The organism is Methanolobus vulcani, assembly GCF_006546655.1.
In the GTDB taxonomy this organism is placed as follows: Archaea; Halobacteriota; Methanosarcinia; order Methanosarcinales; family Methanosarcinaceae; genus Methanolobus; species Methanolobus vulcani_A.
Genome location: NZ_VIAQ01000017.1, coordinates 21,113 through 41,159, shown reverse-complemented (window position 1 = coordinate 41,159; position 20,047 = coordinate 21,113). Strand labels below are relative to the sequence as shown.

General features: G+C 39.5%; 18 protein-coding genes. 12 read left to right on the top strand and 6 right to left on the bottom strand.

The genetic code is table 11. From position 1 onward, the window contains the following. Window positions 1-24: 24 nt before the first annotated feature. From FKV42_RS10700 to FKV42_RS10690, 3 genes are read left to right on the top strand one after another with little or no spacing between them, the layout of a single operon-like run. Window positions 25-1,257, top strand: coding sequence for a COG1361 S-layer family protein (locus FKV42_RS10700; RefSeq protein ID WP_154810231.1), 1,233 nt, complete (start codon window positions 25-27; stop codon window positions 1,255-1,257). Between the two features lie 11 nt (window positions 1,258-1,268). Next, window positions 1,269-2,480: an ABC transporter permease gene (locus FKV42_RS10695; protein WP_154810230.1), complete on the top strand. Its 1,212-nt coding sequence runs from the start codon at window positions 1,269-1,271 to the stop codon at window positions 2,478-2,480. A gap of 2 nt (window positions 2,481-2,482) precedes the next feature. After that, complete coding sequence (locus tag FKV42_RS10690) at window positions 2,483-3,169, top strand: ABC transporter ATP-binding protein (RefSeq protein ID WP_154810229.1); 687 nt, start codon at window positions 2,483-2,485, stop codon at window positions 3,167-3,169. A gap of 58 nt (window positions 3,170-3,227) precedes the next feature. Here the strand turns inward: FKV42_RS10690 and FKV42_RS10685 are convergent, their stop codons facing one another. Then, window positions 3,228-4,517, bottom strand: coding sequence for an MFS transporter (locus FKV42_RS10685; protein WP_154810228.1), 1,290 nt, complete (start codon window positions 4,515-4,517; stop codon window positions 3,228-3,230). Next, the gene (locus FKV42_RS10680) at window positions 4,487-4,960 is read right to left on the bottom strand and encodes a MarR family winged helix-turn-helix transcriptional regulator (protein WP_154810227.1); all 474 of its coding nucleotides are present in this window, start codon (window positions 4,958-4,960) and stop codon (window positions 4,487-4,489) included. The genes FKV42_RS10685 and FKV42_RS10680 overlap by 31 nt, the downstream gene beginning before the upstream one ends. A gap of 199 nt (window positions 4,961-5,159) precedes the next feature. Between FKV42_RS10680 and FKV42_RS10675 the strand changes: the two genes are divergently transcribed. Continuing rightward, complete coding sequence (locus tag FKV42_RS10675) at window positions 5,160-6,917, top strand: right-handed parallel beta-helix repeat-containing protein (RefSeq protein WP_154810226.1); 1,758 nt, start codon at window positions 5,160-5,162, stop codon at window positions 6,915-6,917. A gap of 157 nt (window positions 6,918-7,074) precedes the next feature. Here the strand turns inward: FKV42_RS10675 and FKV42_RS10670 are convergent, their stop codons facing one another. From FKV42_RS10670 to FKV42_RS10660, 3 genes are all read right to left on the bottom strand, one after another. Continuing rightward, the gene (locus FKV42_RS10670) at window positions 7,075-8,937 is read right to left on the bottom strand and encodes an AMP-binding protein (protein WP_154810225.1); all 1,863 of its coding nucleotides are present in this window, start codon (window positions 8,935-8,937) and stop codon (window positions 7,075-7,077) included. A gap of 345 nt (window positions 8,938-9,282) precedes the next feature. Then, window positions 9,283-9,891, bottom strand: a complete 609-nt coding sequence (locus FKV42_RS10665; RefSeq protein ID WP_154810224.1) for a response regulator — start codon at window positions 9,889-9,891, stop codon at window positions 9,283-9,285. Window position 9,892: 1 nt separating this feature from the next. Beyond that, on the bottom strand, window positions 9,893-10,279 hold the full coding sequence (locus FKV42_RS10660; RefSeq protein ID WP_196214118.1) for an Hpt domain-containing protein: 387 nt from the start codon (window positions 10,277-10,279) through the stop codon (window positions 9,893-9,895). A gap of 544 nt (window positions 10,280-10,823) precedes the next feature. Between FKV42_RS10660 and FKV42_RS10655 the strand changes: the two genes are divergently transcribed. From FKV42_RS10655 to FKV42_RS10640, 6 genes are all read left to right on the top strand, one after another. Then, window positions 10,824-11,669 (top strand): class I SAM-dependent methyltransferase, encoded by an 846-nt coding sequence (locus tag FKV42_RS10655; protein ID WP_154810222.1) that lies wholly within the window; start codon window positions 10,824-10,826, stop codon window positions 11,667-11,669. A gap of 238 nt (window positions 11,670-11,907) precedes the next feature. Further along, window positions 11,908-12,042, top strand: a complete 135-nt coding sequence (locus FKV42_RS14240; RefSeq protein WP_268865983.1) for a hypothetical protein — start codon at window positions 11,908-11,910, stop codon at window positions 12,040-12,042. Window positions 12,043-12,361: 319 nt separating this feature from the next. Next, window positions 12,362-12,511: a hypothetical protein gene (locus FKV42_RS14150; RefSeq protein WP_230375639.1), complete on the top strand. Its 150-nt coding sequence runs from the start codon at window positions 12,362-12,364 to the stop codon at window positions 12,509-12,511. A 19-nt stretch (window positions 12,512-12,530) separates the two neighbouring features. Next, on the top strand, window positions 12,531-13,739 hold the full coding sequence (locus FKV42_RS10650; protein WP_230375637.1) for an autotransporter outer membrane beta-barrel domain-containing protein: 1,209 nt from the start codon (window positions 12,531-12,533) through the stop codon (window positions 13,737-13,739). A 187-nt stretch (window positions 13,740-13,926) separates the two neighbouring features. Next, window positions 13,927-15,027 (top strand): ribosome small subunit-dependent GTPase A, encoded by a 1,101-nt coding sequence (gene rsgA, locus FKV42_RS10645; protein WP_154810221.1) that lies wholly within the window; start codon window positions 13,927-13,929, stop codon window positions 15,025-15,027. Between the two features lie 97 nt (window positions 15,028-15,124). After that, entirely contained in the window at window positions 15,125-15,643 is a 519-nt protein-coding gene (locus FKV42_RS10640; RefSeq protein ID WP_154810220.1) for a DUF4386 domain-containing protein, read from the top strand. A gap of 43 nt (window positions 15,644-15,686) precedes the next feature. On the opposite strand, the gene FKV42_RS10635 is transcribed toward FKV42_RS10640, so the two are convergent. Further along, window positions 15,687-18,071, bottom strand: coding sequence for a PAS domain S-box protein (locus tag FKV42_RS10635; RefSeq protein ID WP_154810219.1), 2,385 nt, complete (start codon window positions 18,069-18,071; stop codon window positions 15,687-15,689). Window positions 18,072-18,687: 616 nt separating this feature from the next. Between FKV42_RS10635 and FKV42_RS10630 the strand changes: the two genes are divergently transcribed. Continuing rightward, window positions 18,688-19,044, top strand: a complete 357-nt coding sequence (locus tag FKV42_RS10630; protein WP_230375634.1) for a DUF4386 domain-containing protein — start codon at window positions 18,688-18,690, stop codon at window positions 19,042-19,044. A gap of 101 nt (window positions 19,045-19,145) precedes the next feature. Beyond that, window positions 19,146-19,988 carry a tetratricopeptide repeat protein gene (locus tag FKV42_RS10625; RefSeq protein ID WP_154810218.1) on the top strand — a complete coding sequence of 281 codons (843 nt, stop codon included), beginning with the start codon at window positions 19,146-19,148 and terminating at the stop codon, window positions 19,986-19,988. Window positions 19,989-20,047 lie beyond the last annotated feature (59 nt).

The window sequence follows — 20,047 nt, the reverse complement described above, 5'->3', positions numbered from 1 at the left end:
GGTTCAAAGGGAGATGACTAGAGTATGAAAAGAAATACCGTATCAGTATGTTTGTTCATGTTAACATTGCTACTTATATTGACCGGAGTCACCAGTGTTCAGGCAGAGTCTTCAGGTGATGAATGTTTGAGAGCGGTGGTGGAGGATATAAGTCCAAGTTCGGTGGGCAGGGATGAGGAATTCACGGTGGGGATAAGCCTTGAGAACTGCGGTACCCAGATTCCTGAGGATATCACATTCGAGATAATCAGTGTTCCATCTGATATCATTATTACAGAGGACCTTGTCGCTGAAATTCCGGTATTTGTATATAAGAACAGTGAAAGGCAGTTGCGATACCATATGCGAACAACACCTGATGCCATCCCCGGTCCTCATATTATCAAAATGAAGCTAACTTACGGAAGCGAGGATGTAAAAAGGACAGCATACTATGAAGTTGAGATCATAGTCACAGGTGAACACGCCGAGCCCCGGATATCTTCTGTCATTACCGATCCTAAGTACATTTATGCAGGGGACACGGTTGACCTGGACCTTGAGATCGAGAATTTTGGTGACTCCATAGCAAAATCCGTAGTAGTTAATCTTGATCACGGCTTCAAAGGTATAACAAGTTCCACAATTGGTGCCATTGCACCTGAGGGCAAGCAAACCGCACTTTTCAAGTTCAAGGCAAACAACTCAGGAACTTTTGATATCCCTGTAATCATAGACTATGAAGATGATTATGGCATCCAGAAAGATGAATATTATATTAAGATAACTGTGCTTGACAGGAAAAGCAGCCTGAACCTTGCATCTGTAAAGGTAAATCCAGTTCTTCCTCAAACTGATGACACTGTGGAATTAACCATGAGGATCGAGAACTCAGGTGACAGGACCATTAATTCAATACGTGTCTATGCAGACCATCCATTCCAGGGACTAAAAGAATCCTTTATTGGAACCCTTGATCCTGACGAGGACGGGCCTGCAGTGATAACTTTTGTTGCAGATCAGGCTGGAGAGTTCGAAATTCCTGTAATCATTACATATATCGATGATTTCGGTGAGGAGCAGATCGAAACGAAGGTCAATGTCATAATCATGGAACAGAATGGCGGTGCAGGAACTATTATTATTATTGTATTGTTGCTTTTGGCTGTAATTGGTGGACTGGTCTATAATAATTACAGAACGAAAAAGTCAAAGGATGAGATCATCAAGCAGCTAATGGAAGGTAGCAGCAGCCCCGCTGAGGACACAAAAGAATAGAGGTATCCGGTATGATAGATGATATCAGGGTTGGAGCTCTCATTGCAAGCAGCAGCATAAAGCGAGGGAACAAAAAGACACTTTTATTCATTGTCTTTGTTCTTTCCCTCATTTTTATGAATCTGGTGTTCCTTCCATCAATGATAGGAGGAATGACCGTCCTCTTTACCGGTATCATGCAGGACTACCCCTATGGGGATATTGTGATCGAACCGACAGGTGATAATACCTACATCAACAACGCCGATAATGTCTTGCAGAAGGTTCGGGCTGTTGAAGGAGTAAGGGCTGCAACCAAAAGACTGGATGTTGGGGCATCTATTGAACATAAACAGAATGTTGTGGGAGTGACTGTGACAGGTGTGGTTCCCACAGAGGAATATGAGATCTCACAATATCCGTACATTATCAAAGAAGGGGATTTTCTAGGGGAACTTTCCCGGGATGAGATCATCATTGGTTCTATTATCTCAGGTACAAGTACAACATTTGGTGAAATTTATGATGATCTGGGTGAAACCAGAGTGGGATCACTTGTTGATGTGACATATAGCAATGGTGTGAAAAGGACCTATAAGGTCAAAGGTATCATGGAAGGTAATTTCGAACTTGTGGACCTGAATGCTATGGTTCATTACAAGGAGATAGAAGATGTATATGGTCTGGATAAAGGCAAAGCTACCAGCGTGGTTGTAAGGATCGATGAGCCGGGCACTGAAGATGAAATGAAGGCCAAGATAAGGGAAGCGGGAGTGAACGAGCAGGTCTTCACATGGGCTGATAAATCGGAGACACTTATCAGGCAAGCACTGCAAAGCCTGGGTGCCATTGATGTCATGTCAAAGTTCGTAGGGCTTATCGTGGGTGCAGCATTGATACTTATTATAATCTACATCAATATACTGAACAGGAAAAAAGAGATAGGAATACTGAAGGCTGTTGGTGTAACCCCAAGATCGATAGTGCTGTCATATACTTTCCTCAGTATGTTCTATGTTTCTCTGGGAATCTTTGCCGGGTTGATACTGTACCTGTCACTGATGTTTTACTTCCAGGCAAATCCTGTGACGTTCTACGGGACCATGCAGATAAGACCTCAGATCGATGTAATGCTGATTATCCAGAGTATTGTTACCATGCTTACTCTGTCAGTGATAGCTGGAACGTTGCCTGCATGGAGTGTGTCAAAGGAGAGTATACTGAAAGCCATATGGGGACGTTGAAAATGATCAAGGTAAAGAACCTCAAAAGGTATTATGGTTCAGGCAGCACGACTGTAAAGGCTCTTAATGGCGTTTCATTTGAGATCAAAAAAGGGGAGTTCGTTGCTATTATGGGTGCTTCAGGAAGCGGAAAAACCACCATACTGAGAATTCTGGCATTACTAGACGATGCAACAGATGGTGAATATACTATTCGAGGCCTGAAAGTCTCCAGCCTGCCTGAAGCGGAAAGAAGCTATTACCGGCTGACACAGGTTGGTTATGTGTTCCAAGACTATGCCCTTATCAATGAAATGACCGCCGCCGAGAATGTGTACATTCTTTCCATGATGGAAGGTAAGTCTAAGAAGGAATCCTATAAGGTTGCCCTTGAAGCACTGGACAAGGTTGGCCTGAAAGATAAACATGACAGAATCCCCGATGAGTTATCAGGCGGAGAAAAGCAAAGGGTGGCCATTGCAAGGGCCATAGCTAAAAAACCTGACATAATGTTTGCCGATGAGCCCTGCGCAAACCTTGATACCAGAAACTCAGAGCAGGTGCTGGATGTGTTCAAGGATTTGAATGACAATTACGGCCAGACCATCGTGATGGTAACTCACGAACCCTGGCATGTGAAGTATGTTGACAGGGTGATAACCTTCAAGGATGGTGTTATGGTCGGCGATGAGTGGATGGATGATAGATAATACCCAAACCAATCAAACTTTTAATGGTTAGGAAAAAATCTATCAAATTAGAAAGAAGTTAATCAGTTTCCATTCCTGTAGGATGCTCAGAAATCACAGGTGTTTGCTCTATTATTCCCATAACATTAACAATTCCAAATACAATTCCAAGACATATTCCTGCAATTCCAAGGAAAGCATAAGCATCGTAGAGTGTTCCTGTTTTCAGGATTGGTTGGATTACTATAGGACTTGCCAGTTGTCCCAGGAAGAGCACAGTGGTAAATCCGGAAAATATTTTTCCGCGTGAATCCTCGGGTGCAATTCTTCCAAGCCAGCTAAGGTTCGTGGTGTTTATGATTCCAAAAGCGATTCCTGTTATTATCAGCCCTGCTATGAGTGATAGCATATCAGGTGCTATCGAGAGAATAAATACGCCTATCCCCATTATTATGAAGAAGAAGAGATTCGTCTTCATCTCTGTGAGGAATCCAGAGACCTTTATCTGCCCGAGTGCTCCAACCGTACCGAAGAGTCCTGGAATTGATATCAAAGCACCGATTATAAGTGCTGAAGTAATGCCTTTCTCATCAAGTACGAACGGAAGTTTTGTTGGTACTGAGAAGAAAAGAACCATGAGAGTAAATGTAGCGACATAGATAAGAGCAATACTTTTGAGTGGGAGTGTTTTCTTTTTTCCGGAAATCTCGGCATGTGCATGTTTGTGTCCATTTTGGTTTTCTGAAGATTTCTTCTTTGAGTCTTTTATTGAAATAAGGGCTCCTGGGATGATAAGTAGTGCGACGAGGTAGATATAAAAAGGTGCATGCCAGCTGATATCTGCAAGAGCACCGCCTGCAACTTCAAGAACCACGGCCCCAAAACCCATACAAGCAGATTGCAGCCCGATCTTTTTCTTAAGTTCCGCACCGGAATAGTTGTCTGCTAAAAGAGCGGTGGCACATATTGTCATTCCCGCAATACCGATTCCCAGCAATACTCTGAAAGCAAGTATCATGTATAGTGAATTGAGGACTGCACCGCTAGCCCCTACAATTCCAAAGATTGCAAGTGCGATCATAAGCATGTTCTTCCTGCTGTATTTGTCAGCAAGGATTCCAATGAAAGGTGAACTAATGATAATTCCAAGTGCAGGAAGTGTGACCACCATGGAAACCAAAAGGCTTGCATCTGGTACGTCAGCAAAGAATTCCAACATCTCCGGGAGTGCTGGTGCAACAGCAGCGGAACCCATGATGGTCAGCATGGATGTACCTAGAATAATTATGAGTTTCAAAGTCTCATATTTTTTATTTGAATTTTGTTTTTGACCAATTTTTAGAGGTCTTTCGGGGGAAAATCCTTCCATTTTCTATCACCATTTTTGTATGCTGCTTCGTAACAGTTCTGTGCTATTTTTTTGAGTAATATTTTTGTTTGCTTTTTTTCATCTTCAGTGAGTCCGGAGAGTGAAGCTTCTTCCATTTCCTCTTCAAATTTTGATACTTTTGGAATAAGCTGTTCTCCTTTTTTTGTCAGATAGACACGTACAGCTCTACGATTTGTTTCATCTGTGACGCGTTTAACAAAACCCTTATTTTCAAGAACCCTAACCGCTCGTGCAATACTTCCTTTGTCTATGAGCAGTGCACATGAAAGTGTATCCTGTGTGATTCCCTGATGCCGCGAAAGTACCATGAGTACGAAGAACTGGCCTGCAGAAAGATCAAATTCTTTCATCTGATTATTTATTTTCACAAATTGACTTCGATATGTTATTGAGATGAATGCTGCGAGTGGTAGTTCGTCCATATTTACTCCTGGCTCACAGTTGTGCACACAACTGTTGTCACGACAACAATAAGTAAATCTGGTATTTAAGGGTGTTGTTGATAGAAATAGAGTACAAGGACTTTCAGTTTGATTTTCTGGCCATAAACTAGTTATTTATATCCATTGTAAATAAATTTTAAAACAATAGGATTCTGAATCGAGAATTCAAGGTGAAAAGTTGAAGTCAAAGAAAATATTTAAAGCCACAATTTTGCTTTTAGCTGCTGTTTTTTGTATTATGCTGTTTTCAGTTTTTTCAGCTGCAAATGCAAGTGATAATGCAAATAGCATATTTGAACCGGTAAACATCAATAATTCATCACTCAGGCAAAATGATTACCTCAATTATTATGAGACAGTCACAGCCAATCCCGATATATTTCTGGATGATGTGTCCGATGGAGAGGTTACTATGGATATTTTGGGTCAGCAATTCCATCTGGAACTCAATCAGACTTCCACCGTTTCTGAAGATGCTGTTACGAGCGAAAAGATCAGGACCTACGGAGGGAAGGTTGTGGGTGTTGATAATAGCAGAGCAGGTTTCACAGTAACAGAAACAATTATTATTGGCATTATTGAAGTGAATTATACTGACTACGTAATGGAACTGACAAATAAAACAAAAGATGGCAAAGTTGTTATTGTTGCCTATAGTTCAGATTGGATAAAATATCCTCCAAGCTCAGGAGAAGAATACACCGATGTAGAAAAAGATGTACTGTATGAACTGACTCCGGATGAGCTTCTGGAATATAAATCCGAAGTAACGGATTATGCTTCAGATTATGTTAAGGCTCTGAGAAATGCAGCAGAGAACAATGTATTTGATAAATCAATATTCACAGTTGGTGGTAGCGGAGAAGCTGATTATCCATCTATACAGAATGCTGTGGATAATGCAACAGATGGAGATATCATTCTCATTTATCCGGGGATTTATTCCGAAAATATAGAAGTTGATAAGGAATTGGCAATACTGTCAACGACGGAAGATCCTGCGAATTCGATTGTGGAAGCAAAAAGTACGGAAGATAATGTATTTTACGTGACTGCAAACAATGTTACAATTAGCGGCCTTACAATAAGGGGAGCTGTATATGATCAAAGTGGAGATGATAAAGCTGGGGTGTGGTTGGATAATGTAAAGGGTTGCCAGATAATAGGAAACAATCTGACAAATAATATTGGAGTTTTTCTTATTGATTCAAATGAAAACAAAATAATAAACAACATTGTTTTCAAAAGTAGCTTATATGGCATGTGGCTTCAGGAATCAAGCTCCAACGAGTTATTTGATAACACCGTAACCAGAGGAAATCAACCTGGTATTTTCCTGTATATGGGCTGTGACAACAACGTGCTGATTAACAACACTGTAACCCTGAATTATGGCGGAATTGAAGTTTATAACTGCGCTAATAATGTACTTAGCTACAACGACGCTTCAAATAACAAGAATATCTATGGTTTTTCTATTGATGGCAGCAACTGCAAACTGAACAACAATATTGCAAACTCAAACAAGGACTTCGGATTCAAGATCAGAGGAAACAACAACGTTTTAGAGAACAATATTGCAAAGTCAAATACTGATGCCGGGTTTATGGTATCAGGTAATAGCAATGTAGTAAAAAACAATAGTGCAAGTTCAAACGAATTCGGTTTTGTACTTATAGATGCTGAAAATTGTATCCTTAACAGCAATATTGCGCAAAACAACAATAGATATGGAATACATGTTGAACAATCCAGCAAGAACACTAGCCTGAATAACAATATAGCGGATCAAAACCTGGAAGAAAATGTTCTCATCGATAACCTGCAAAGTAATTCGCTCAACGGTGAAACTAAAAGTTCTCCTTTCCTGGGTGCAGTTTTTACGAGCATGATTTTAATGCTACTATTTTTTGTGGTGAATCGGAAAGAGAAATAGAATAAATTTCTTTTTTAGTCTCAGCCGTATTAAAAAGAAAGAAAAATGGGCTCTGTTGAAAGCCCATTTAAATCACCATTCAGGACAACATATAGAACTTTTATTGACTTGCATAATTGCTTCTAACAATCATCCGACTTGTTATGGTGTATACTTATTACTCACACTGAAGCCTTTTAGCATCCATATCCCTGAGCTCTTTTCGCTTGATCTTGCCGCCAATGGATTTTGGCAGCTCTTTTACAAACTCTATGGCACGAGGGTATTTGTATGGTGCAGTGGTCGCCTTCACATGGTTCTGGAGTTCCTCTATAAGTTTCTCAGAAGGTTCAAAACCATCATTCAGCACTATAAATGCCTTAACGATCATTCCCCGGATATTATCAGGAGAGCCTATTACAGCAGATTCCTGTACTGCGGGATGTTCAAGGAGTGCACTCTCCACCTCGAAAGGACCGATACGATATCCCGAACTCTTGATGACATCATCATCACGGCCAACAAACCAGAAATAACCATCATCGTCCATATAAGCCTTATCTCCCGTGTAGTAAAATCCGTTCTGGAACGACTTTGCGTTCTCTTCATCATTGTTGAGATATTTGACAAGAAGTCCCAAAGGACGCGGGTCAAGTGAAATAGCGATTCTTCCTTCCTCAAAGTTTTTTACCGGCTTTCCCTCTTCATCATGAAGCTCAATGTTCCATCCTGGAGAAGGTTTTCCCATTGATCCGGCCTTATTTTCCAGACAGGCAAATGATGCGATCGCACAGCATGTCTCGGTCTGCCCATAGCCTTCATAGATGTTAAGACCCGTACCCTCTTTCCATACCTTGATAACTTCAGGGTTCAACGGTTCACCTGCACTGCAACAATGACGGAGCTGGCTGAGATCGAACTTGCTCAGGTCGGCAAGTATGAGCATTCTGTAAACTGTAGGTGGACAGCAGAAAGTTGTAACCTCATATTTCTCAATAAGCGGAAGGATCTCAGTTGCTTCGAACTTTCCCCTGATATCATACACAAGATTGCATGAACCAGCGATCCATTGTCCGAATATCTTCCCCCATGCGCATTTTGCCCATCCGGTATCCGAGAAAGTAAAATGCAGGTCATTCTCTGTCAGGTCCTGCCATAATTCAGCAGTGACCCTGTGACCCAGAGGATATGCATGGTTGTGAAGCGCCATCTTTGCTTTGCCTGTTGTTCCCGAAGTGAAGTATATTAACATGGGATCGGATGAACGGGTTAATGCAGGAATCGAAACCGAATGATGGGACACAGGAGCAGGATACAGGAGCTCAGACTGGAAATTAATCCAATCGTCACCTTTTCCGTCAATGACCATGCATTCCTTAAGCGTTGGGCATTCGTCACGTATCTCATCGACCTTGGGCGTATTTTCTATATCAGTAATAATCATCTTGAACTTACCTGCATTGATCCTGTACTGAAGGTCGCTTGGTGTAAGAAGTGTCGGACATGGGCATACAACAGCACCTAGCTTTATGAGCGCTATCACGAAGATCCACCATTCAGGCACGCGGTGAAGCATCAGGACGACCCTGTCACCTTTGTTGATCTCGTACTTGATAAGGATGTTTGCCGCCTGGTTAGAGAGCTTCATCATGTCCCGGAAGGTATATCTTTTCTCTTCACCATTCTGATTGGCCCAGATCATTGCAAGTTTGTTACGGTCCTCCTTTGCCCAGGCATCTATTACATCATATCCGAAATTGAAATACTCAGGTACTTCATTGGTCCATTCTTCACAGGTCTTATCGTAGTCACACATGTTGCGTGGTATCTCTTTGACACTAATACTCAAAGTACCGGAACTGTTCGTAAAACAATTATCATTTGCCTGTTCCAGTTGAGTACGTGGTATTCTCCAGAGCCTACCCACTTTTAAACCGTCCATGGTTCCTTCCTGAAGCCATGTGTGAATAGTTTTTGTTTCAACCCTGAGTTTTTTGGCCACTTCATGTGGTGTGAGGTAATGCAATTCATCTGATGTCATTACAAATTTTGAAGTATTCAATGTATATTAATTTTTTTTATTGTTCTTATTTCATGTAAAATAATTTTCCTCAAGGTAGCTTTGTTTGAATAACCACAACTAGCATACATATAAAACTTCAATCAGCAGGAGGCTCTGTAGAAATCCTCGATATTCAAGCAATTATATAAGTCAATAAAAGTTCTGTATGTTGTATATATTTTATTTTCATGTTATGATGTGCATTTATACAGTTTATTTTCAGGTCTTATAAAAACAGCTTGATGCAAAATAAAAGAGAAAATAAATGGTCATAATAGAAAAAATAGTATCGGAAAAAAGAAAAGCAAGACGTTTTCAGACGTTTTACTTTTTCTGTTTACTTGATATAGCCATTATTCTTTTGGTGAGTGATCCAATTTGTCCCACTCCTTCCTTTATGGTTTTCAATGTTTTGTAGTTTATATCGCTTTCTGGAAGGTCCATGAGGAGCATTTCCGACCAACCGAGAACAGATTGCATGGGCTGGACCATTTCCTGGCATATCTCATCGATGGCATCAATGGCACATCTGTTTTTTTCAGGTTCCAGTTTTTCTTCGCTTAATGTAAGTATCCTAATTCCGACATTGACACGGGCCCGGAGTTCAAGATTTTCAAATGGTTTGATAATATAATCGTCTGCTCCTGCTTCAAGTCCCTCGGCAATGTCCTGTGGATTGCTCTTTGATGTCAAAAGAATGATATATATAGCATCATTTGGCATTTTTGAACGCAGTTTCCTGCACAGTTCCACACCATTGATACCTGGCATCATCCAGTCGAGTATGAGTAATTTTGGAGCATTATCTTTCTGCATGATAGCCCATACTTCATTACCGTCGGCTGCTGTAATAGTCTCATGTCCCCAACCATTGATAGCTGCTGACAGCATAGTTCGTGATGTAAGGCCATCATCTGCAACTAATATTTTCATTTCAGATTTCTCCAATATAATTTAACAGGATATCATACTGCATTTCCATCTCTGACAGGGTATTGAATGTAGTATCGTATTGACACTTAATGGCTGCTTCCTGCATTTTTGCAGCGGTACAACTGAGGGCCATACATCCCATATTGGCTGAAGCTCCTTTGACATTATGCGCACAGGAACTGATTTTATCATAGTCTTTTATTTGCACATATGTCCTGAGTTCGTTCAGACTTTTTGACATTTCTTCCTGATAGATTACTATAAGTTTTTGAACAAGATTTACGTTATTCTGGGTTTGCCTGAAGAGAGCTTCTCTATCAAATATTAATGGCTCTGTGTGTGTTTGATCAGCTGTTAAAGATGAATTTTCAGTTTTTTCAGTTTGCATCAACATCTCCCCTATTAGCCAGTTGTCAATGTAATGTATTCATGCAAATGTAATTGTAATTATTATTGTGCATAATCTGAACAATATATTATCCAATAATATATAAAATCTGTTATTGTATTGGCTTGTATAAGGTATCCCCTCACAATTATTTATGTATGTAACTAATCCTCTGTGAGAGATTCAGAAAATTTTATGATAGGGGGTTTAACTAAGCGACTTAACTTATTAATTTCTCAATTGTTCAACAGGTGTTTGATAAAATATATTCCATTCAATCAAAAAATCCAACAGAACTGTATATACATAAAGCATCCTGAAGCATATATTACAGAAAATAAACTTATATGAATACCTGTTCTGATTACCCAGTAAGCTTTTTTTATTAACTATTATGGATCTAAATTCAGCACAAATTTTTAATAAAATGCGTTATCTACCTATTCTGATGAACAACAACTAAGCATCCTGTTCTATTGAAAGTTGTTAGCGGTTAATCGAAGATTTCGAGTCCCGGATTTTTCCATTAAAGGAGGGCTCGCTTATGAATTTAACAGATATTATTGAGTTTACACAGAAACCACAGCTATATGCTGAAGGAAATGCGGTTATGTGGACGGATGCCCACATTTCGGAACAGTTGTTGAACATTCATTTAAATCCGGATATAGATTTGGCAAGCAGGAGAAGGTCATCGATTGAGAGTACAATTGACTGGATCTTGAATTCGGTGAATAAGGAAAAGATGACAGTACTTGACCTCGGATGCGGTCCGGGTCTGTATTGCGAACTCATTGCAGAGAGAGGACACAGTGTTACAGGTGTCGATTTCTCGAAGAATTCTATTGAGTATGCCAGAAAGCAGGCCAGAAACAAATGTTTAGATATCAAATATGTGAACCTGAACTATTTCAAACTCAATGAGGATAATAAGTACGATCTTGTGATGATGGTCTTCACAGACTTTGGTGTACTGAAACCGCATGATAGAGAAACGCTCATCAGGAAAGTCCGCAGGGCCTTAAAACCAGGTGGGATTTTTATTTTTGATGTCCTGAGTGACAATAATCTCAAAACCAAAATCTCGCAAAGGACATGGGAAATAGAAGAGAGTGGCTTCTGGAAAGACAGCTCATATCTGATACTCTCTGATTCTTTCCTGTATCCGGATGAGAAGGTGATACTGTATCAGCATATAGTGATGGACGAATCAGATAATTTTGATGTCTATCGCTTCTGGACACATTTCTTTGCTTCCAATGACCTGAAACCGATACTAGGGCCGGAAGGTTTTGAGAACATCGAATGTTTCGATGATGTGTTGCCGGAGATAGATATGTGGAACGGGAAAAATGTACTATTTTGTAAGGCGATGAAGGCTATTGAGTGAATGGATGCCTAAAGGTATCTGTCCATTCTTTTTAGTTTTTTAAAGAATATCTGAGGAAATGAAGCTTTTATAAAGCTTTATTTTCCAATTTAACCTCATAATAAATCCTTCTTTTGTTAAGTATGCTTATATTAAAGTCAGCTAATCAGGTTTTTGTCAGAAGAACACTGACTCGGACTAACATTCAGAGTTCAATGTAATCTGATAAAAAATACAAAATTACGATGGAGGAAATGTAATGAGAAATACATGGATGACATTCGTGGGTCCGATATTGCTATTGTTTGCAATGTTCAGGGCTTTGCTGCAGGTTTTGTTGCCTGAGCTACCAATCAATAATAACAAAAAAGCACTAAAAGGAGGCTATGAATGAAACACAAGATCCTGAAAGGTGTGGCCTGTATGGCTGCAACAGCCGTTGTGCTCAAGGCTGTTTTACCTAAAAAACACATTAAAGCCGAAGAATGATTGTAAGATAAACAAAAACGATTTGATGTAAACTATCCACAATACCACCACCTTGAGATAGGGTGTAAATCCTATCTCACAACCATATTTCAATCAATTTTAATATGTATTTAATTATTTTAGGTTAAAGAACTGTACACTAATTAATTTAATTCTAATAAGGAATAAAAAAAATAGGAGAATAGGAAGGTACTTGTATGAAAAATTTTAAAATTTATACACTAATGGTTTTTCTTGTATTAGTGGTTCTTACTTCCGGTTGTACCACTACTCAGGAAGAACAAACATCCAGTGATACTAATTCATCGGATGTACAAATGGAAAAAATGGAAGATGCACCAACTGGAATGGACGGAAACATGACCCCCACCTGATGGAATGGAAGGTGGTGAAATGGGCACACCTCCTGGTGGAGACAGTGGTTCTTCTAGTGTTGATACCGGCACTGGAGCATATGTCTTAGCTGATGGTGAAGAGCTAGAAGGAGGAACATACACATCTGCAAATGACGATGAAAATACGATCAGAGCTGAAGACGAAGTTACTGCAACACTCACTGATGTGACCGTTGAGAAAACAGATGGTTCTGCATCAAGCAGTGATGCATCAAGTTTCTATGGTCTGAATTCTGCAATCCTCGCACTGGATAATTCAGTCCTTTACATAAATGGAGGTTCGGTTACAGCTACAACTGAAGGTTCCAATGGTGTTTTTGCATACGATGGTGCAACAATATACATAGAAGACACTGAGATCGATGTTTCCGGAGGAAATGCCGGTGGTATCGAAGTTGCCGGTGGCGGAACAATGTATGCAACCAACCTGGATGTTTTTGCAACAGTGAAGGCTGCAATACGCAGTGACCGTGGCGGCGGAACAATGGTTGTTGATGGCGGAACATACACAACCAGTGGAAGCTCAGGTGCACCTGCAATCTACAGCACAGCAGATGTTACAGTAAGCAATGCAACCCTTACAGCAGAAACTTCTGAAGCAGTTGTTGTTGAAGGATTGAATTCCGTTACAATCAATGATTGTGATGTTACAGGAAATATGGACGGTGTATACGGCGATGAAAGTTCAGAGAACATCCACAATGTGATGCTATACCAGAGTATGTCCGGTGATGCAGAAGTCGGAACCAGTTCATTCACAATGACCGGCGGATCTCTAGTTTCCAATAATGGAGACATGTTCTACGTCACAAATACTGAGAGTGTTATCACGCTAACCGATGTTGACCTGACACTTGCTGACGATACATACCTTATATTGATAGCAGGTAACGATGGTTTAAATGGCTGGGGAACTGAAGGTTCCAATGGCGGTGTTTGCGAAGTCAACTTTGTTGACCAAACTGCAACAGGTGACATAATGGTAGATTCAATATCTGAAATGACCCTGTCAATATCAGATGGATCAACATATACCGGTGCAATAAACTCAGACGGAACAGCAGCTTCTGTGCTTTCAGTAACACTCGATGATACAAGTACATGGACGCTCACCGGTGACAGCTATGTTACAGAACTAAGTGGAAGTACCGACAACATCGAGTTGAACGGTTACACACTTTATGTAGATGGAGTTGCTTTTGAGTAAGTCTTTTAAGAACTGAGGGGAATTTTCTCCTCTGTTGTTTTTTTGTTTTTCTTTAATCTGTTCACTGATTTTAAGAATATTTAATCGTCATTTTTTGTATTCTGAGTGTTCCTTTTCATATTTTCTCAATATTTTATTTTATTTCCTGTCAAAAAGTTTATTCATCATAGTATCTTGAGTAAAAGGTATGAATGATGAATACAGGAACAAAAAAAGTAATACTTCAGATGAAAGTATGATTCCCGGATGGAATACTTCACTTGAATCTGCTTTTTCAGCCTACAAAGGCCCTTATATTCCCGGGAGGATTTCGACCCAGCATAAAACGGTCTTCAATATCCTTACTGAAAATGGTGAGATACAGGCAGCAATATCAGGAGCCATGCGTAAGGTTGGCAAACAGCCTGTTGTCGGGGACTTTGTTGTACTGCTTGACCAGAGTGACATAGGTTCATACACAATTGTTGACATTCTCCCACGAACATCCTGTCTTTCTAGAGGTTCTGCAGGTGAGTCCGGTGAAGAGCAGTTGATAGCTGCAAATATTGATACGATTTTCATTGTCACAGCAGTGGGACACGATCTTAACGTGCGAAGACTCGAAAGATATCTCACAATTGTTTATTCTTCCGGTGCAAGACCTGTTATTGTTATTAACAAGATCGATCTTGCCGGAAGCCTGCCGGATGATGTGTCAGAAACGATACAGGAAATAAGAGATATCGCAGATGATGTTCCGGTAATAACTCTCAGTGCTCTTACAAATGCAAACCTAGAAGAACTGGACTCTTTCATGAATCCCGGTGAAACGATAGCACTCATCGGTTCCTCAGGTGTTGGCAAATCCACCCTCATCAATGCTCTTTTAGGTCACGATATCCAGAAGACATTAAGTGTACGTGAAGATGATGATAAAGGAAGACACACCACCACTGTAAGACAGCTTTTTACTCTCCCAAATGGCACGATATTCATCGATAACCCTGGCATCCGTGAGATACAGCTTGGAGATTCATCCGATGGCATCGACAGGACATTTTCCGACATTGCCGAACTTGCCCAAAATTGCCGTTTCAAGGATTGTACACACCGCAATGAGCCCCACTGTGCCGTCAGAAAAGCGGTTGATGATGGCATCATATCTCAGGAAAGGTTTGACAGCTATCATAAGCTCAGCGATGAGCTGGCCTTCCAGGCAGACAAGGCTGAGATCGGTCTGAAAGGAGTTGAGAAGAAAAAGTGGAAAGGGGTAGCTATTGCAAGGAAGTATGTTAAGTCTAAGGAATAAGTGATTGTAGGTTGAGTGTGGGAATTCTACTCATATAACAACCCTAATTTTATTAATAAGCCAATACATATATGCCACCCCCACCAAAATTATTATCATGAAAACCATAACCCAACTTAGAATTCTTTATCCGGTATGGACTGTCATAAGCATGTTTTCATTGCTGTATGCACCGACACTTGCCAGCGAATCGACATTATTCAAAATTGGTCAGTTAGGCCAGATTGTTGTACAGGTGTTTCAGATAGTTGTTGCGTTATTGCTGTATAAATTATTCATGGATACCGATAAGGAACAGGCATCGCTGATAGTCATATTCGGTCTTTTAGGAGTACCTTTCTCATTGATGGCAATAATCATGCCTGAAGCAATGCACCTCGCAGAAGTCTTCTGGGGACTGTGGCTTATACCAATTGGTACGCTGGTTATCAGATCGGGAATGTTTCCAAAATGGATTGGATATCTATTATATGTCGGATCTTTGGGATATCTGGGAGCAACTGTCTCATATTTCCTGATAGGATATGTGCCATCCTTTATTGATATCTTCACAATGGGGGAGCTTATATGGGTGTTATGGATAACGTTTGTAGGTGCTAAAGAAATACGGGATTGAGTACGGGATAATAATGTCCTGCAATTTGGAAAGGCAGATAAAATCAATCATCTTTTTTCTGATTTTTTATTGTAAAAGTAAAAGTACTGCCCTTTCCCTCTTCACTTTCAAGCCAGACTTTCCCATTATGCATTTCAACGAACTGTTTTACAAGTGCAAGTCCAAGGCCAGTGCCACCATACCTTCTTTTGCTGGAAGCATCCACCTGTGTAAAAGGACTGAATATCTCATCCTGCATTTCTGACGGAATTCCAATTCCTGTATCAGTAACAGAGACCTGTATTCCATTCTCTGTTTTTTCTATGCTGATAAAGACTTCTCCGTTGTCAGGAGTAAATTTAATAGCGTTACTAAGAAGATTATACAGTATCTGCCGGATTTTAATTTTATCAGCATGGACATTTCCATTATTGATGTTGTTCCTCAAATAGAGTTTAATATTCTTTTTTCCTGACATCGGGTACATGGATTTCAGAGTTTCATCAATAAGTTCAGATACATTAAAATCTTCACATTCCAGTTCCATTTTACCAGCTTCTATTTTTGACAGGTCTAGAATATCATTTATGATCTCAAGAAGATGGTTACCACTTTTGTTGATATGGTCCACATATCCAAGTTGTTTTTCTGTGAGCTCACCTGCTACACCTTCCTGCAGGATATCGGAAAATCCTATTACAGCGGTAAGAGGGGTACGCAATTCATGACTCATATTTGCCAGGAATTCTGATTTGATACGGTTGTTGTGCTCTGCAAGCATTTTGGCTTCTATCAAAGAGTGTTCAGCTTTTTTCATTTCAGTAATGTCACTGCTAAACAGGATAAATCTATTATCTGAAAGTTTAGTACCATCTCTCCTTATCCAGCTTACACTCCCGTCCTTGTGTGTTACTTGTAGTTCAGTAGAAGTATAGCCACGGGTTTTTAGTTCATCAAAACTCTGTCCTGCGGTTATCAATGATTCGGGAGCAATAATATCACTTATATTCATCTGTGTAAGCTCATTTTCATCATAACCGGTTAATTTACAGGCAGTTTTGTTAACTTCCAGATAGTTTCCATGTTCATCTAGAATGAGGATTCCATACGGTGCATTTTCCAGATAATTCATGAATTTTCTTTCACTGTCCCTGAGCGCCTTTTCAGATTCTTTCCGCTCGGTTATATCTCTGAATTCTACAATCCTTACATTTTTTCCTTTATATGGGATGGTCTTAGCCTGAACCTTAAGTGGATACTCAGTCCTATCTTTTCTAAGTCCGATTACTTCAAATGGTTCTTCATAATCTGTGGCTATAACATCCAGGATTTTGTCTCTGCAACGCTCGGCTGCAAGTGTAATTCCTTTTTTACCTATTAATTCATCCTGTGAATAACCTGTAATTTCTGAAAGTCCCTGATTGCACTCAATTATGATATCATTTATGTGTATGAAAATCCCGCCAAAAGATCCTTGGTGCAAAGCTTTGAATCTTTCTTCGCTTTCTTTTAATGCTTTTTCAGACTCTTTCTCTTCAGTTATGTCCCTTAATTCAGTAACTCTGACTTGCTTTCCTTTATAGGGAATATTTTTTGCCTGCACTCTTATTGGATACTCTGTTCCGTCTTTTCGGCGACCTGTAATTTCGTATGGTTCCTCTGACCGGGAGGCTAATTTCTCCATTACAATATGTTTGGACTCCTTTGTAACAATAGTAAAACTATCATTTGCAAGTAGTTCTTCCTTTGAGTATCCTGTCATGTCAACCAATCCCTGATTGCAGTCAAGGATTCTTCCTTTGTCATGAATAAGGATACCCCCAAAGGTTGCATTGTGAAGTGCTCTGTACCTTTCTTCACTTTCTCTCAGTTCATTTTCGGCTTTCCGGTGGGAAATAAACTCTCCGATACCATCAGCAATCATTCGCAGAAGGTCTATATCATTTTCATCCCATTCACGGGCTTTTACACAATCATCAAAGCCGATAAAGCCCCAGAAGTCCTTACCGGCATAGATAGGGATAATAAGTACTGAAAGAATGCCTTGCTCTGAAAGGATTGTTCTCTCCGGGTCGTCAAGTTCTTCTACTAAATGTGCAAAATGCTGTCTGGATTCTAAAACAGTTAACAATGTGGGTGTAGCTTCATTATAAGAAAGATATTGCAGTTCAGGATTGTCTATCTGGGGTTCAATACCGTAAGAAACTGCTTCATATATCTGGGACATACAGAGACCGAGGTCAGGATCGAGTTCATTTTTAAAAATATAGGTTCTGCTGTTGTCTACAACCCTGTGTACAATGTTAAGTATTCTGGGTAAGATATTATCTATACTCCCAGGCTCAAGCAAAGTACGCATGCATTTGACCGAAGCACGCTCATAATTAAGTCTTCTTTCAATTGAATGTTCAATTTCATCCATATTTTTATTCTTATCAGAAGAACTCATTCGTTAATCTCCCTTTGAGATAATGTGCGTGTTCAAATCTTCTAGCTTTATTTCATATCACTCTGTTCTTTAATTTCAAAATTCAGATTAAACAATCTATATACAATTATACGTTTGATATATTTATACCATTTATTATATGGTCTGTTATGACAGACTTTTAAACAACTGAATTTGAATAAAGATCTTTCAGAATTTAATAAATTAACTATCTTTTAATGATTAAGTTCCAATACTCTTAAATACCCTCGCCTAATATCTCCTGCTAATGTCAAACACCATCACAACTCACACTGTGACTTTAGTACCCGTGTCCTTAGTAGTGGTAGTGTTAAACGCTTGAGCACGATTATCGAAACTTTTCTGGCTCATGTACGCTGTTTTTATTTCTTTCACAACCCCAATTTTATCATTAAGCCAAAATATATATGCCACCCCCACCAAAATTATTATCATGAAGACCATAACCCAACTTAGAATTCTTTATCCGGTATGGACTGTCATAAGCATATTTTCATTGTTATATGCACCGACACTCGCCAGCGAATCTACATTATTCAAAGTTGGTTAGTTAGGTCAGATTGTTGTACAGGTGTTTCAGATAGTGGTTGCGTTATTGCTGTACAAATTATTCATGGATACCGATAAGGAACAGGCATCGCTGATAGTCATATTCGGTCTTTTAGGAATACCTTTCTCATTGATGGCAATAATCATGCCTGAAGCAATGCACTTAGCAGAAGTCTTCTGGGGACTATGGCTTATACCAATTGGTACGCTGGTTATCAGATCAGGAATGTTTCCAAAATGGATTGGATATCTATTATATGTCGGATCATTAGGATACTTAAGAGCAACGGTCTCATATTTCCTGATAGGATATGTACCATCATTTGTTGATTATTTCACAATGGGTGAACTTATCTGGGTACTTTGGATAACCGTTATGGGTGCTAAAGAAATCCAGCAGTGATTGCGAATGAGGTTATGCATAATGTTCTGTGTCATGTATAACTATACCTCCATGTTAAATTTTTAACAGATTATATATAGCATTGCTTAGATAGCCAACTTATGATTAAAAGTAAGATTGTCCTATTAATTGTATGTATCACATTTGTTTTGATCAGTGCAGGCTGTATTGACAATTCTGCTAAATTTGATAATGATACCGCCTGGACTTCATATGGTCAGAGCAAATATGACTCTGGAGAGTATGATGAAGCTATAAAGGCTTTTGATGAAGCTCTTAAGTTAAATCCTGAAAATACAGATGCCTGGCTCTATAAAGGATTTTCTCACTATCTCTCTGGAGATTATGATGAATCCATGACAGCATACGATCAGGTACTCGAATTAGATCCAGAAAATATAAGTGCTTGGTATGGAAAAGGGTTGGTTTATTTTTATGAAACAAAAATATATCCAGATATTGATTCATATAATAATGCTATAAATGCATTTGATAAAGTACTCGAAGAATCACCGAATGATACACGTGTTTTGATTTTGAAAGCAGAGACTCACTCTTTAAGGTGTGATTACGAGAATGCAACAAAAGCATATGACAAAGTTCTGGAATTAGATCCTGAAAATGTTGATGTGTGGTCCATGAAAGGAGAAGCTCATTATTATCAAAGAGAGTGGAGAGAGTCCATTATAGCACACGAGAAAGCACATGAATTAGGATCATCATCCGGATTTTATATGCTGCACAGAGCCGACAGTCATTTTCAACTTGGAGAGTACGATGAAGCTTTAAAAATCTGTGACTACCTTACTGATGCTGGCTCTAGAAATTTAGATGCCTGGGAACTAAAAAGTTCAATACTATATGCAATGGGAAGGACAGAGGAAGCAGATGCTTGCTGGGATAGGGCAAATGAGATTCTATATTCTGGGTCTGATGTGCTTTAAAGAAAAATTACAAAATTTTCTGATGTACTGGATTTTGTCAGAGAGGTGCAGGAATCCTA